Origin of the sequence: Streptomyces sp. TSRI0281, assembly GCF_001905125.1 — a bacterium.
Classification (GTDB): domain Bacteria; phylum Actinomycetota; class Actinomycetes; order Streptomycetales; family Streptomycetaceae; genus Streptomyces.
Genome location: NZ_LWLE01000024.1, coordinates 18399 through 32841, shown reverse-complemented (window position 1 = coordinate 32841; position 14443 = coordinate 18399). Strand labels below are relative to the sequence as shown.

Sequence of the window (14443 nt, the reverse complement as noted above, 5' to 3'; positions counted from 1 at the left end):
GCAGGCACAGACGAACCCGCCCTCGTTCCCGGCTCCAACCCGGCGACGACGCGCGGGTTCAGCGGTTGGACCCTCCAGGATTCCGCGAACCCGCGCGCTTCACGGAGGCCGCCGTGAAAGCGTCCGGTGCGCAGGTCGTGCACGAATGCGTTGACGGCTCGACGGAAGCGCTGGCGTTGTTGGGCGGTGAGACGGTCGTGGTCGGAGTTGAAGCGGGGTGTGGCCTCGTAGGTCGGCACTTCTGTCCTCCAGGAAGCACGAAGCCCCCGGCACGTGGGTGCCAGGGGCGGTGGATGTGTCTCTCCGGTCGAAGGGAGTCGGTGAGCAGCGCGGGGCGGGACGTCGTTGGTCGTTGCCGGGGGAGTGGCGCGTGGGTGTGCTCATCGTTGACAGCGGAGTCGTCTGCTGTCGGTTGGTGGGTGTGCGTGACTAGTGCCGCATCAGGCAACGTTCGCCCTGTTCACGACCTCGCGGAGACGTTCGTCGGCGGCGTGCTTGTGTCACCAGCTGATGTAGCGACGGATCATGGGTGCGTCGAGGAGATCGCCGTCGCGCCCGCCGGCCGGGAGAGGGTGACGCTCGCCGGGGGCGTGGAGGTGCTGCCGGTGATCACCCAGGGCTGGCAGATATATTTCGTAGCTCGATATATGCTCGATGCGTGACCAGACAGAATCCGCCTTTGACGGAACCGCAGTACTTCATCCTTGCTGCACTCATGGATGGTCCGTTGCACGGTTACGGCATCATCAAGGCTGCCGAGCAGGCCACCGACGGGCGGCTCCGGATCGCCGTCGGCACTCTCTACGGCGCGCTGGAGCGGATGGAGCGGGCCGGACTGGTGGCCGCCGGCCATGAGGAGATCGTGGACGGGCGGGCGCGGCGCTACTACCGGCTCACCGAGCACGGCACCGAGGCGCTCGGCCGGGAGGCGCTGCGGATGCAGCAGGCGGCGGCCGTCGTCATCGGACACTCGCGGGATGCCGGAGCGGCCCCGGCATGAATCGTCTGCTGCTTGCGGCCTATCCCGAGCCCTACCGTTCCCGGCAGGGAGAGGAGGTGCTGGCCTGCCTGTCCGAGGCGTATCCCGGCCGCTCCTGGCCCCCGCCGCGGGAAGTTGCCGCCCTGGTGCGCGCCGGGGTGCAGGCCCGCGGCCGTGCCGTCGTCGACGACACGGCCCGGCCGTGGTGGTTGGACGGCATCCATCTGGCCGCCCTGGCCCTCGCCGCGCTGGCGCTGGTTCCGTACTTGCAGGATGTGTGGCACTGGGCACTGCACATCGACCCCGGACAGCACGCCATCGCCTTCCACTTCTCCGGCTGGTACCCGTGGGCCGAAGGACCCACGCGGATACGGCTGCTGCCCTACGGGCTGCTCCCGCTGGGCTGCCTGATCGCCCTGCTGCGCGGCAGACCGTGGATCGCGCTGCCGGCCGCGGCAGCCATGATCTGGGCCGGCGCCACGTCCCACGGCCGCACCCTCTTCGGCGACGAGGGCAAGGCGGGCCTGGGCTACTACGGTCTTGGCGCCCCGATAACGGCCCGTGACCTGGTGCTGTCGGGGGCACTGTGCGCCGCGTGCGCCGTGCTGGCGCTCTGCCGTCCCAGCCGTCTGCGACGCCGCTCGTACCGCTGGCTGGCCCCCGTCGTACTCGCCATGTTCATTGCCGGGAGCCTGCACATCATCTACGTCAGTCCGGCTTTCCAGCGCGGCTTGTTCGTCCTCGAAGCCACCGCGCTGATCGCCGCGTGGGTGGCGACGGCCGCCACCGGCGACCACCGGTGGCTGATCCCCGTCGCGGCGTTCGCGATCGTCCGCATGCAGGCGATCGTCGTCCGGCCGGACGCGTTCATGCAGTCCTTTCCGGACCTGGTCGTCCTCATCCTGCTGATCGCACCCCTCCCCGCCCTGGCGATCGCCGCCCAGCGCCGACAGGGGCAGGCACTCGCCGAATAGGAGCGGACCCCCGGTGGGCCGGCCGAGCCCGGCGGCCCACGTCGTGCCGGAAGACGTGCGTGACCGAACTCCCCCAACGGAAGAAACAGAGCGATGACTCAGCACGATTCTCAGTCCCTGCCCGCGCACCGTCCGGGGGCCTCAAGGCAGGCCCCCGACGACCCCAGCCCGTCGCGTACGACACGGCCGTGGATGCCGGCTCTGCTGTACACCCTGGGGTTCCTGACGGTCTACCTGCTCGCCATCTGCACCCCGTGGGGGCAACGAGCCGAGAACGCCCTGTTTGATCTCGGTAAACAGGGCGGCGAAGAAGCATGGATCTACCCCCTGTCAGGAGCGGTCTACGGCTCGACGCCCCTGCCGCCGATGGAATTGAGCGCCAAGCCCACCCTGATGGTGGGCCTGGCCGTCATTGTGGTCCTCACCCTGGTGCGGCGGTGCTGGCGGCAGGGGTGCGCGGCGCTCGGGGTCGTCATTCTCACGACCGGAGGCAAGGAGGTGCTCAAATCGACCATCCTGCCCCGCCCCGATCTGGTGGGCGCGCCGGAGAATCTCCTTGATCAGGGTTTCCCCAGCGGGCACACGGCCATCCCCGCCGCGCTGACCCTCGCCGCCGTCCTCGTGGTTTCCCCCCGCATCCGCCCCTACGTCGCCACGGCCGGTGTGCTGTGGCTCGCCTGCATCGCCGCCGCCAGCGCGACCATGGGCGGCCACCGGCCCAGCGAAGTGCTGGGAGCCACACTGTTGGCCTGTGCCTGTTACGGCCTCGCAACCTGGCTGCTGCCGCCGGCCGCCGTGCCAGGCGCCACGCGGAGCCCCCGTGCGCTGCCCGTCATCACCCTGACGCTGGCACTGGCCGTCGCCCTCGTTTCCGGCGCACGGAACGACACCCTCACAAGGTCACTGGTCTCCGCGGCGACGGCCTTCATATGTGCGGCCCTGGTCTGGTACGCCGCAGTCGGGCAGCCCGCACACACCGCACGCCGCACACACCCCGCACTGGACTGACCACCCGGCCGGCTCCGGGCGGGAACCGGCGCATCCTGGCAAAGCGGCGGTCCGACGCCACCGCCCAGTCGTAGAAGCCGTCGACGCCCGAGCGGGGATGCGCTACCGCCCGGCGTGTCCTCCCGTGCTCCGGTCAACAGGCCGGTGTCGCCCGGCGCGGCAACCGGACGGCCAGAATGATCACGTGGCTGAACGAGTGCAGGTCCGGGAGATCGACGATGACGAGGGCCGGCGGCTGCTGCGGATCATCCGCAGGGGCACCGGGTCGATGGTGACCTGGCGGCGGGCCCAGATGGTTCTGCTGTCCGCGTAGGGGATGCCCCTGGCAAAGATCGCCGAGGTGTCGTTCAGCAGCGACGACCGGGTCCGCGATGTGATCCACAACTTCAACACCGACGGCTTCGACTCGCTCTACCCGAAGTAGGGCCTTGACCCCAGATGCTGAACACGTCTATGCGGCTTGGGTCAGGGTAGTTGCTGCTGGTCGGAGGTCGTTCTCGTAGGCGATCGGGGACCGCTGGCCGGGGCGAGAGTGCTGGCGTCGGGTGTTGTAGCGGATCAGCCGACGGAAGGCGTCGAGCCTGGCCTCGCGCTCGTTCGACCAGGCCTTGCGGCCTTTGAGGGTCTCCCTCTTGAAGGCGGCGTTGAAGCTTTCCGCGGCGGCGTTGTCCGCGCTGGAGCCGACCTCGCCCATGCTCTGCCGGACCTATGCTGACCTGCAGATTTCAGCCAAGGCCGTACTCGTGTATTGCGAGCCGTGATCGGTGTGCATGACCGCTCCGGCCGGGCTTCCGCAGGTCCGCTCGGCTGCCGCCAGGGCATCGGTGACGAGTTCTGTCCGCATGTGGTCGGCGATGGCCCATCCGGCCGGCCGGCGTGAGGCGAGGTCGATGACGGTCGCGAGGTAGAGCGGCTTCGCGCCGCTGACCGGCAGGTATGTGATGTCGCCGACGTACTTCGTGTTCACCGCGGCCGCGGTGAAGTCACGGCAGATCAGATCCGGCGCCTTCGGCGCCGCCTGGTCCACGGTGGTGCGGTGCCGGCGCCGCAGACGGACTCCCTCGAGTCCGATGGTCCGCATGATCCTGGCGACGCGCTTGTGGTTGACCGTCGGGCCGCCCTCGTCGCGAAGCTCGGCGCTGATTCCGGGGGCTCCGTAGGTACCGTCGGATTCCTGGTGGACCTTGCGTATCGGGGCAGCGAGCCCGGCTTCGACGGTCTGCCTGGCCGTTCGTGCTGCCGCGGTGCGGTGCCAGTAGTAGAAGGTCGAGCGGGAGAGGCCGAGGATGTCGCAGAGCCGCTTCACGGCGTGGCGGCGCTGGTGATCTTCAACGAACTGGCAGCGGTTCACCAGCGCGTCTCCGTCGCGAAATACCGGGCCGCCTTGCGGAGGATGTCCCGTTCTTCCTCCAGCTCACGGATCCTCTTGCGGGCCGCGGCCAGCTCTGCCTGAACGTCGTCGACGCCGGTCTGCGAAGCGGACGGCGGTGCGGAGCGGACGGCGGTGCGGAGCGGGCGCCGGGGCGGCGCCCGTCCGCGGCCCGGATCCAGTTCCGGAGCGTCCCGGTGTTCACCCCGAGATCGCCGGCGACGGACTTGATCGTCGCTCCCGGCCTCGACCGGTACAACGCGACCGCGTCCGCCTTGAACTCGGCGGGGTAGTGCTTCATCCCCACGGGGACTCCGTTCTCCTGGACCATCAAGATCCAAGTGTCTCCGGTGTCCAAAATCCGAGGTCAGGGCCCGTCGGACCGCACTGACGGCCTGGGGGAGGACACGGCTGTACCCCGGCCCAGAGCGCTGATCCGGGGTACGGGAGGCCAGGGTGAAGAGCTCATCGGGTGTGAACCGGACCTGGCCGGGGGACACGGTACTGGCCCAGGGGCTGATCAGTCTCGCGATCCAGGCAGGGAGTTCCCCACGACGGATCCGGGGCCGCTCAGCTTGCCGTTTAACTCCATCAGGGAGTGACGTAGTCGCCCCATCCGAAAGTGGCGACGTATGCCCGCCGAACGGCTTCGCTGCCGCCCCTGATGCGGATGATGGTCAGTGCGAGGATGAACCAGGCGGTGAAGCACCCCGCGACGATCAAGGTCCAGCGAGGGCCGGAGAGACTGGCAATGACGACCAAGGCAATGATCGTGACGACCAGTCCGATATGGCCGCCGCCGATGTCCGTGCTGGACCTGCTGCTACCTGTCATCAGGGTCTCCCGCCAAAGATCACGCCGTCCTGTGTCAGAGCAGACTACGGAGCACTGCCAGCGGTGTCAGTGCCGCTCCTACGACGGGGTTTGATGCCGACTTTGTGGTGTGCGGGGCGGCTGTATGCCTGGCCGGTCGCGAGGACCCGCCCCCACGTCGTGACGGGTGGCAGGGCGGCGACCTGTGTCCCGGTGGTGGCATCGGCTTCGAGGTGAGACCACCGGGGCCAGCGCAGGGTCGCACGCGGGCACCGCCACCAGGCTGGGTCTCAGCGCCTGGCCCTGGTTCCGGTCAGAGAGGGTGAAGTGCAGCTGTCGGCCGGCTCGCCGTTGGCCTGGCCGCGGAGATCCGAAGGAGGCGGACCTGTCGGTCGGGGGAAGGGCAGGCCGCTGTGGCCGGTGGTTTCAGCCTGTACGGTTCTACGGCGCACGGTCCGTCGGGTCACCGGTCGCCTCCGTGGCGTTCACGCAGCGCCGATTCCCGTCGCGCCCGCCACGGGCTGGCCAACTCCTATCAAGCTGCCGAGACGTGACCGGGAGATCCCACAGAAGGTCAGGATCCGACAAGGTCGCACGGGCCCACTTCGTGAGCAGGCGCAGCGGATCGCCGACTACCGGGCGAGGCTGCTGGAGCTCTCCACCACGGTGTCGACGCACCCGTTCTGGGAGACCGTGGGGCCGAGGACGACGAGCCGTCCCCGGCCGGTCGGTCGCGGTCATCGCGGCCGGGCACTCGGTGAGGGTGAGGCCGCAGGGCTCAGCAGGCGCCGAGGTCCTGCCATACGCCCCACTCGCCGGTGGTGCCGGGCTCCTCGCCCGTCGTCCACCACTTCGCCCTCCAGTTGTGGCCCTTGTGCGACACCTGTTGCGAACCGGTGTAGACCGGGCCCGAGGACCAGGGGGCCGCCGTGCACTGGTTGCCGTTGCCGCCGGTGACGGTCAGGCTGTACGTCGCCGAGTGCGCGGCGGCGGGACTCGCGCCGCCGACCACGATCTGGTAAGTGCCGTTGACGGCCGCCGAAGTGGTCGTGAGCGTGAGCGTCGAGGTCCCTCCCGCCGTCACCGAGGTGGGGCTGAGAGAGGCGGTGACTCCGGCGGGCGCACCGCTGACCGTGAGGTTCACGGTCCGGGCGGCACCCGCGGTCACCGCGGTCCGCACCGTGGTGCTCGCGGAGCCGCCGGCGGTGACCGTCGCGGCGGAAGGAGTGGCCGCCAGGGAGAAGTCGTCGCTCGGCGCGGTGCTGCCGCTGGTGAAGGGCGCGAAGATGCGGGAGAAGTCCCAGGTGTTCTGTTCGATGCCGGAGCAGTTGTCGGCGGCCCCGCCGCCGGGGCAGCCGCCGTTGTCGCGCTGGAGGGCCCAGAAGGAGATCATGTTGATCCCCTTGGAGACCGCCCAGTCGTAGACCTGCCGGGCGTTGGCGAGGGTGAAGGTCTCGGCCGGCCCGAAGTCGTCGACACCGGGCATCTCGGTGACGCCGATCATGCCCCACAGCTGGGCCGGGGTCCTGCCCGGGTAGAGCTTGGCGAGCTGGTCGTACAGCCCTTGGGCGGCGGTCTTGGTGTCCTGAGCCATGTCGTGGGCGGCGTTGTCGTAGTAGTCGAACGTCATCAGGTTGACGACATCCACGCGGGCGCCGTTGGCCACGGCGTTCTTGAGCACGGCGAGACCGCTGGGAGCCAGGCCCCGGGTCGTGGTCGGCAGGGTGTACGAGATCTCCAGCGTGCGTCCGGCCGCGGTGGCCCAGTCCTGGACCTTCTTGATCGCCTTGTTGCGCCGGTCGATTCCGGCGGTGTTGTCCAGCGCGTCGACCTCGATATCCATGTCGAGGCGGGGGATGTCATAGGTCGTGACGACCTTCTGGTAGACGGCGGCGATCTGGTCGACGTCCGAACAGCTGTCGGCGATCTCGGTTCCTGTGGTGTCCGCCGTGTAGCCGCCGAAGGACGGGATGACGTCCCCGCCGCGCCCCTGGATCGTCCTGATGTCGGTGCCGAAGGAGGCCGCGGCGACCGGCAGCGATGTGTCTCCGTTCCAGTAGGCGGTGCAGGAGCCCGCCGTCGCGGTCTGGAGGAAGGCCATCGTCAGATGCTTCGCACCGGACTGGGCGCTGAGAGCGGCGGGGCTCTCGCCGGTCCACGACTCGAAGTAGGGGGCGAAGACATGGGCGGGAAGCGGAGCCGCGGCCTGGGCAGGGGCACCCGAGACCGCAGTCAGGGCCAGGGCTGCCACGGCGGAGGCCGCCGCCGTGAGGGCGGTGCGAAGGGAACGCATACGTCTCATGGCCATCCAAGAGGTGAGAAGGCGCCAACTGATGTATGACGCACAGGTGTTGCCCTACGGAATAGCCCCCGGGTCATCGGCATGTCAATGGTCTGAACCAAATGAGGACTAGACCAATTCGAGGGATGATGCCCCGCCGCGCGTCGTACTGGTTCCGCAGGGAGGCTGGTCAGGTGGGTGTGCCGCGCCGGGGAGTCCCCGGGCGGGTGGTCGTACCACTCGACGCCGGCATCAGGTCGGCCGGGCTCACGCCGCACTGGAAGGAGCCGGACTTCTCCTTCGGCAGGCGGCAGCACTGCTCCTTGGGATGCCTGCCACCGACCGGGCTGCTGAGCGGGATGCGATCGCCCATGCTCTGGGCGAGGAGCTGCCCGGCGACGGCGGGAGCCAGGACGCGGAACAGGAGTGCGTCGTGCCGGCCGGAGAGGGGATCTGGTCGGCGGCAGCCAGCAGGTTTCGGGAGAATACCCGGGCTGTGGTGTCGCCCATGGAGGGGTCCCTCTCGGCAGACGAACCCGGGCACACTCTCGTGCTGGACCGGAGGGCCGCCATCCCGGCCCCCGTCAGAGAGGCCGCGGTATAGCCCCGAGACACACGACGGCGCCCGGCCTCGGCCCTTCTCACCCGAGACCGAGACCGTGCATGCCGCACCGCCGATGACCTGCCGGTGCTGAGAACCAGGACGACGACGTCGGATCCGGGACGGACCGGTAGCCGCTTGCTCACTCCAGCCCCTGCCGGCAGCTCCATACCGTGGCCGCGCGGCCGCCCGCCGCACCTTCACCGGCCCCGCTGCTCCTGCTGCTGCCATGCGTTGCCTCGCCAGGCCAGCTGCAGAAAGCGGTTCTCCTACCCGATGGTGTGCTCATGACGATGATGGATCCCGGTGCGCAGATGACGAGGGGGACCGAACGGGACGCGAGTGCTCGACTGATGCTGGCCTGACGGCGCGGTTGTTATTCCCAGGGGGCCCACTTGGAGCAGGTGTCCCGCCCCCAGTCCGCGATGCAGACCTTGATTTCCCCGAAGCGTGCTTCCGGCTCGCTGAATGTGCGGCTGTAGTTGTGTCCGCACTTAGTTGCTGGGCCGAACTTATGGTCGCCGAGAATCTCGAAGTGGTACTTGGCGTAGACGCGGTGGCCGTCGCACTTGTTGTCCCACAGCTTCACCTGGTAGCGCTTCCAGCCTACGTAGTAAATACAGGCGCCAGCAGCATTGTTCGAGACCCGAGTGCAGGCGAGAGCGCTCGCTGCCTGTGCCTCAGCGGTCGGGCCTGCAGGGATGGTGGCGGGCGCTGCCTGAGCGCTGCTCACCGGTAGCGCGAACGCCATGACTGCACCCCCCGCGAGTGCCAGTGCCACGATCTTCTTGTGCATGTCAGTCCTTCCTTTCCCTTGAGGGCGAACATGTGGGAGTTGTGATGTTCGGCCTTGTCCCCGGCCTGGTCCGGAAAACGTGACGCCGGGGATGTACCGAGTCTTCAAGGGCGGGCGATTGTTGCGCACGGGGGACAGGCGCACGAAACAATGGCCGGTCCGGCGGATGCTCAAGGGAAGTGGCCGAATCTGCCGGGGGGGGGCGAGGTGGTATTACGTGGGTAATTTCTGGGTGATGTGGGCTCTGGGGTCCTTTGGTGGCACTTCTGGAAGAGGAACCGATGGCGGGACGTCGGGAGAGGCCGCTGGACCCGCATGCCGGTCCGGTGCAGCGGTTCGCGCACGAATTGCGCCAGCTGCGCGCCGACGCAGGCGGTCTGACCTATCGAGAGATGACCCGGCATGCCGGCTATTCGGTCAGTGTGCTGTCCCGTGCGGCGGCCGGTGAGAGACTGCCGACCCTGGAAGTGGCGCTGGCCTATGCCGCCGCGTGTGGGGGAAGCCCCGACAGGTGGCAGCGGCGCTGGCGCGAGGCGGCGGACGAGGATCTCCAACCGGTTGACGACGGCACTCCTTCGCCCTACCTCGGACTTGCCCGGTTCGAGCCGGAGGATCAGGAACGGTTCTTCGGACGGGACCAGCTGATCGACGACATCGTGCACTTGGTACACACCCGCCGCCTGGCCGCGCTTGTCGGGGCTTCCGGCAGTGGTAAGTCCTCCCTGCTGCGCGCGGGGCTGATACCTCGGCTGCGGCAGACCGATGACGAAGGGGCCGCCGGGGAGACCGCAGCACCGTACAAGCGTCCTGCCAGCATCCAGATCTGTACCCCCGGACTGCATCCCGTCCGTATGCTCGCCCCGCTGGCATCTCGGCATGGTGACAGTGCGGATAAGAGCGGAGGCGACATCGTCGTCATCGATCAGTTCGAGGATGTCTTCACGCTCTGCCAGCACCAGGCCGAACGCGCGGAGTTCCTGGACGGCCTGATCGCGGCGGTGCGACGCCCAGGGAGCCGGATACGCGCCGTCATCGCGGTGCGCGCGGACTTCTACGGCCGTTGCGCCGAACACCGGCCGTTCGCCGACGCGTTGCGCGAGACCACCCTGCTGGTCGGTCCGATGCCCCCCGCCGAACTGCGTCGGGCCGTCGTCGGTCCCGCCCAGGTCCACGGTCTGACCGTTGAGCGGGCTCTGACTGCCCGGCTGATGGAGGAGCTGCGCGGCGAGCCCGGGGGTCTGCCGCTGCTGTCGCACGTGATGCTGGAGACATGGCGCAGGCGTCGCGGCCGAACTCTTTCGGTGGAGGCATACGAGGCCGCGGGCGGTGTCCACGGCGCGATCGCGGTGACGGCGGAAGAGGTATGCGCCCGGCTCTCGGCGGAGCACCTCGTGTTGGTGCGCCAGGTGCTGCTGCGGCTGATCACGCCGGGTGAGGGGGCCCAGGACACTCGGCGCCCCGTTTCCCGGGCCGAGTTGGAGGCTGTCGGTGGAGGGGGAGCGGAGCAGGAGGCGGACCGGACAGCGGCTGTCTCGCTGGTCCTCGAACGCCTCGCGCGTGCCCGTCTGGTCACCATCGACGAGGAGACCGTCGATCTCGCCCACGAGGCGTTGATCACCGCGTGGCCCCGGCTGCGGGCGTGGATCGAGGAGGACCGCGAGGGGCTCGTCACCCACAGGCGGCTGACGGAAGCGGCTACGGTCTGGGAAAGCTTCGAGCGGGATCCTGGCACGCTGTACCGGGGGACCAGGCTGGCGGTGATCCGGGAGTGGGTCGAGCTGGACCGGCATCGCGAGGAACTGACCCCATTGGAAAGGGATTTTCTCGGCGAGAGCGTCGCTGCGGAAGACCGAGAGCGGGCCGTGGCCGCCCGCCGCACCCGTCATCTGCGCTACCTCGTGGCGGGCTTGGCCCTGTTGCTGACTCTAGCCACGGCCTTCGGGGCGATGGCAGTAAACCAGCGTCACCGCGCCCTGCGGTCCCAGGAGGCCGCGCTCTCCCGCCAACTGGCCGCCCAGTCCCTGAACCTGGCAGACTCCCGGCCCGGCACCGCGATGTTGCTGAGCGTGGAGGCGTATCGCATTGCAAAGACCCCGGAAGCGCGAGGCGCCCTGCTGAGCATGTCCGCACGCCGCTTCTACCAGGCCGAGCTGACCGGTCACACCGATGCCGCGTCAGAGGGTGGCATACAGCTCCGACGGGACACTGGCCAGTGCCGGCAGGGACGGGAAGGTCGTGTTGTGGGATTCCCTGCGCCGCACCCGCCTGGCGACGCTGACCGCTCATGCCATGTGGCTGCGGGCAGTGGCCTTCAGCCCGGACGGACGCCGGATGGCCACCGGCGGGGACGACGGGAAGGTCGTGCTGTGGGACGTGGCACGCCGCACCCCGACGGCGACGCTTTCCGGCTACCGGGCTTCGGTCAAGACCGTCGCCTTCAGTCCCGACGGCCGCACCGTGGCGGCCGCCGGTGACACCGGCACGACGCTGCTCTGGGACACCGGACACGGGCGACGGCTGCTGGCTCTGGCCGGGCACACCGGCCGGGTGTGGTCTGTGGGGTTCGGCCCGGACGGCAGTATGCTTGCCACGTCCGGCGCGGACCGCACGGCACGGCTGTGGCGCACGTCGGACGGCCGCCCGCTCGCCCGCCTGACCGGACACACCAGTTCTGTCGACTCCGTGGCCTTCAGCCCTGACGGAAGACTGCTCGCCACGGCGGGCCAGGACCATACCGCGCGGCTGTGGAACATCGCCCGCAGAACCGGTGTGGCCGTTCTGTCCGGCCACGGCGCGGAGGTCAAGACCGTCGCCTTCAGCCCCGACGGCCACACCCTCGCCAGCAGTGGCCAGGACCACACGATCAAGTTGTGGGACACCGCACGGCACACCCTACGGGCCACGCTCACCGGGCACGGTACCAACATCTACGGCCTCGCCTTCCACCCGCGTGGCCACCAGCTGGCCGCAGCAGGGGAGAGCGGCACGATCCCCACCCAGGGCCCGCTCAACGCGCACGCGGACAGAGTGAACGATGCCGTCCTCAGCCCCGACGGCCGCACACTGGCCACCGTCGGCAACGACCGCGCGACCGCGCTGTGGGACCTGGCCCGACGCACCCGCCCTACCGTGCTCGCCGTGGGGACGGGCCCGATCCGGGCCGCCGCCTTCAGCCCCGACGGCCAGGTACTGGCCACTGCTGCAGGCGTCTCCCAAGACGCCACAGGCGGACCCGCCCACCCACCCCGTCCGGAGGACCAGGTGCTCACGCTCTTCGACCTCGCGGACGGCGGCCGGCCGGTGCGGCTCACCGGCCACACCGAGCGGGTGACGGACGTGGCCTTCAGCCCCGACGGCCGCACGATCGCCACGGCGAGCGCTGACAAGACGGTCATCATCGGGGACGCCGTACGGCACACCCGCCTGGCGCGGTTCACCGCCGACACCGGGATGGCGGGCAGCGGCATCAACGCGGTGGCCTTCAGCCCCGACGGGCGCATGCTCGCCACCGCCAACTACGACGGACACCTCACCTTGTGGGACACGGCCGGCTGGGTCCGTGAGGCCATGCTCACCGGGCACACCGGACAGGTCCGCACGGTGGCCTTCAGCCCCGACGGCAGAACCCTCGCCTCCGCGGGCATCGACCAGACCGTCATGCTCTGGAACCCCACCCGGCACACCAGACGCGCCACCCTCGCAAGCAGAGCGGGAGCTGCGTTCTCCCTCGCCTTCAGCCCCGACGGCCGCACCCTCGCCACGGCCAACGCGGACACGTCCGTCATGTTGTGGAACCTCACCGACCGCACCCGCATCGCCACGCTGACCGGGCACACTGGGCAGGCCCGCGCGGTGGCCTTCAGCCCCGACGGCCACACCCTCGCCACCGCAGGCGACGACCACACCGCCCGCCTCTGGGACACCGACCCCGCCCGCACCGCGGCCCGCCTGTGCGGGACACTGGCCCAGGACTTGACCCAGGAGGAATGGCGGCAGTTCATTCCGGAACGGCCCTACCGGCCGACGTGCGGGACGGGTTGAGTAGCTACTACTGATCGGCATTGCCCTGCTCTCCGTCGCCGATCAGCTCCGCCACAGCACGCCCCTGCACAGCGCCACGGCCGGACGCAGGTACCTCTTGCCCGGCCAAAGCCCTGGACGCCCGCGTAACCCCCTCGGCCTCGCCGACACACTGAGACACCACGGCCTGCCCGCCCGTGCAGCTCGGAACACCGCCATGATGGACGCCCTGGCCGACCTGCCGCCCATGGTCATCGCCGACCTGCTCGGCATCCACCCCAAGACTGCCGAACGCTGGGCCACGCTCGCCGACGAGAACTGGTCCGAATACTTGTCGACGCTGACGTGACGGGGCCGGGGGAGGACCGAGCGGGGCAGCTCTGCGAGCGCTACGAGGACGTCGCTCGCCTCTCGCCAGTCGCACGGCACCCCATCAACACGCTCGGCCGCTGTTCTCTCCAGCTTTCTGACCTGTTTGGAGGCTTCAATTCCCTGTGCGAGCTCGCTCATTGCGGCGGATCGTCGTTGCGGAGGGCCCGGGTCGCTCTGGGCGACTGCGGACGCTCCTACGGAACCAGCTGCGTCCACGAGCACAGCTGCCTGAGATGCAGCCTTCTCCGCCCCGATCCCGGACAGGCAGACCGCATCGTCGAGATCCGCGACAACCTGCTCGACCGCATCACCGAAGCAGAACGAGAGGGCTGGCTCGGAGAAGTCGAAGGGCTCAAAGTCAGTCTCGCCGGAGCCCGGCAGAAGCTCGCCGAACTCGCCGAACTCGCCGAACGTGACCGTCGCGCCGCAACCGTGAACCTCGGCATTCCCGCATTCCGCGACATCTCCAGCCGCACCGTCACAGCCGCAGAGAGCCAGACGTGACCTTCAACCACGGGTGCGGCCGCCGATTCTCGAAGTTCAGAGAACACGTCAATACCCTGCTGCTCCAACAGGTCCTGGCCGAACCGAAGTGGGCGAAGAAGCTCACCGACGAGGACCGGCGCGGCCGACCGCCCTGTTCTGGTCCAACGTCAACCCGTACGGCACCTTCCACCTGGACATGGACAAGCGGCTCGACCTGGCGTCGGCGACCACCGTGCCCCGCCCCCGCACTGCGGCGGATACCACCGACCGATCGACCACGGAGACACGATGAAGAACACCCAGGACTTCCAGGACCTCACCGACCCCCGGATGAACGAGGCCGCGTGGCGGGCACTCGACCTGATGCGCGCGTACGCGGCCAGGGACCGGCGCCGCGATCGTCGAACACCTGGCGCACCTGGAGGCGGACCAGCTGGAGTTCACCGCGGGCGTGCTCCGCAACACCTACAACGACACCCTCCAGGGCCTGCGGGAGACCGGCCGCCCGCACAACCCGGCCACCGTGGTCCGCCAGGCGGTGCGGACGGTGTCGGTCTTGTCGGCTGGGACGGCTGGGCGGTGCCCGCCCTTCTTGTCCTTGGCTTCGGCGGCCCGGAGCCCGTCGTAGGTCAGCTCTCGTTGGAAGTCGCGTTGGACTTCCTCGGCCGCTACGCCTTCACCCGCCCGCCCGCGGGCTGCGCCCGCTGCGTGACCCGAGCACCGACGAGAAAGCGGCCGACGACG

At 69.3% G+C, this 14443-nt stretch carries 11 protein-coding genes and 4 pseudogenes; 11 read left to right on the top strand and 4 right to left on the bottom strand.

What is annotated here, in order from left to right; all coding sequences use genetic code 11:
• Positions 1 to 425: 425 nt before the first annotated feature.
• From A6A29_RS45460 to A6A29_RS47895, 5 genes and pseudogenes are all read left to right on the top strand, one after another.
• The gene (locus tag A6A29_RS45460) at positions 426 to 662 is read left to right on the top strand and encodes a hypothetical protein (protein ID WP_158074477.1); all 237 of its coding nucleotides are present in this window, start codon (positions 426 to 428) and stop codon (positions 660 to 662) included.
• On the top strand, positions 659 to 1000 hold the full coding sequence (locus A6A29_RS27895; protein ID WP_073724042.1) for a PadR family transcriptional regulator: 342 nt from the start codon (positions 659 to 661) through the stop codon (positions 998 to 1000). Before A6A29_RS45460 ends, A6A29_RS27895 begins: the two co-directional genes overlap by 4 nt.
• Positions 997 to 1953, top strand: a complete 957-nt coding sequence (locus tag A6A29_RS27890; protein ID WP_073724041.1) for a hypothetical protein — start codon at positions 997 to 999, stop codon at positions 1951 to 1953. The genes A6A29_RS27895 and A6A29_RS27890 overlap by 4 nt, the downstream gene beginning before the upstream one ends.
• 93 nt (positions 1954 to 2046) lie before the next feature.
• Positions 2047 to 2961: a phosphatase PAP2 family protein gene (locus tag A6A29_RS27885; protein ID WP_073724040.1), complete on the top strand. Its 915-nt coding sequence runs from the start codon at positions 2047 to 2049 to the stop codon at positions 2959 to 2961.
• 184 nt (positions 2962 to 3145) lie between these two features.
• Positions 3146 to 3382, top strand: a pseudogene (locus tag A6A29_RS47895) (helix-turn-helix domain-containing protein); the annotation flags it as partial.
• A gap of 30 nt (positions 3383 to 3412) precedes the next feature.
• Here A6A29_RS47895 and A6A29_RS44365 read toward each other — a convergent pair.
• The 4 genes and pseudogenes from A6A29_RS44365 to A6A29_RS45000 form a co-directional block, all read right to left on the bottom strand.
• A pseudogene (locus A6A29_RS44365) lies at positions 3413 to 4637 on the bottom strand (IS3 family transposase).
• 284 nt (positions 4638 to 4921) lie between these two features.
• Entirely contained in the window at positions 4922 to 5164 is a 243-nt protein-coding gene (locus A6A29_RS27860; protein WP_073724039.1) for a hypothetical protein, read from the bottom strand.
• A gap of 757 nt (positions 5165 to 5921) precedes the next feature.
• On the bottom strand, positions 5922 to 7445 hold the full coding sequence (locus A6A29_RS27855) for a chitinase (RefSeq protein ID WP_073724038.1): 1524 nt from the start codon (positions 7443 to 7445) through the stop codon (positions 5922 to 5924).
• A 956-nt stretch (positions 7446 to 8401) separates the two neighbouring features.
• The gene (locus A6A29_RS45000; protein ID WP_143197085.1) at positions 8402 to 8821 is read right to left on the bottom strand and encodes a hypothetical protein; all 420 of its coding nucleotides are present in this window, start codon (positions 8819 to 8821) and stop codon (positions 8402 to 8404) included.
• A gap of 281 nt (positions 8822 to 9102) precedes the next feature.
• On the opposite strand from A6A29_RS45000, the pseudogene A6A29_RS47890 reads away from it, so the two are divergent.
• The 6 genes and pseudogenes from A6A29_RS47890 to A6A29_RS27830 all read left to right on the top strand — a co-directional run.
• Positions 9103 to 10536: pseudogene (locus tag A6A29_RS47890) on the top strand (nSTAND1 domain-containing NTPase); the annotation flags it as partial.
• Between the two features lie 451 nt (positions 10537 to 10987).
• Positions 10988 to 11143, top strand: a pseudogene (locus tag A6A29_RS48225) (WD40 repeat domain-containing protein); the annotation flags it as partial.
• A 9-nt stretch (positions 11144 to 11152) separates the two neighbouring features.
• Positions 11153 to 12862: a WD40 repeat domain-containing protein gene (locus tag A6A29_RS47000; protein ID WP_241838686.1), complete on the top strand. Its 1710-nt coding sequence runs from the start codon at positions 11153 to 11155 to the stop codon at positions 12860 to 12862.
• 196 nt (positions 12863 to 13058) lie between these two features.
• Positions 13059 to 13190, top strand: a complete 132-nt coding sequence (locus A6A29_RS47645) for a hypothetical protein (protein ID WP_274535841.1) — start codon at positions 13059 to 13061, stop codon at positions 13188 to 13190.
• Positions 13187 to 13717, top strand: a complete 531-nt coding sequence (locus tag A6A29_RS45455) for a hypothetical protein (RefSeq protein ID WP_158074476.1) — start codon at positions 13187 to 13189, stop codon at positions 13715 to 13717. Before A6A29_RS47645 ends, A6A29_RS45455 begins: the two co-directional genes overlap by 4 nt.
• An 88-nt stretch (positions 13718 to 13805) precedes the next feature.
• Positions 13806 to 13991 carry a hypothetical protein gene (locus tag A6A29_RS27830; RefSeq protein WP_198953314.1) on the top strand — a complete coding sequence of 62 codons (186 nt, stop codon included), beginning with the start codon at positions 13806 to 13808 and terminating at the stop codon, positions 13989 to 13991.
• Positions 13992 to 14443 lie beyond the last annotated feature (452 nt).

Excerpts from the sequence above, each read along its gene's own strand:
- A6A29_RS47000 (WP_241838686.1), top strand. The coding sequence starts at position 11,153 with ATGGCCACCGGCGGGGACGACGGGAAGGTCGTGCTGTGGGACGTGGCA.
- A6A29_RS47645 (WP_274535841.1), top strand. The coding sequence starts at position 13,059 with ATGATGGACGCCCTGGCCGACCTGCCGCCCATGGTCATCGCCGACCTG.
- A6A29_RS27860 (WP_073724039.1), bottom strand. The coding sequence starts at position 5,164 with ATGACAGGTAGCAGCAGGTCCAGCACGGACATCGGCGGCGGCCATATC.
- A6A29_RS27855 (WP_073724038.1), bottom strand. The coding sequence starts at position 7,445 with ATGAGACGTATGCGTTCCCTTCGCACCGCCCTCACGGCGGCGGCCTCC.
- A6A29_RS45000 (WP_143197085.1), bottom strand. The coding sequence starts at position 8,821 with ATGCACAAGAAGATCGTGGCACTGGCACTCGCGGGGGGTGCAGTCATG.
- A6A29_RS27890 (WP_073724041.1), top strand. The coding sequence starts at position 997 with ATGAATCGTCTGCTGCTTGCGGCCTATCCCGAGCCCTACCGTTCCCGG.
- A6A29_RS27885 (WP_073724040.1), top strand. The coding sequence starts at position 2,047 with ATGACTCAGCACGATTCTCAGTCCCTGCCCGCGCACCGTCCGGGGGCC.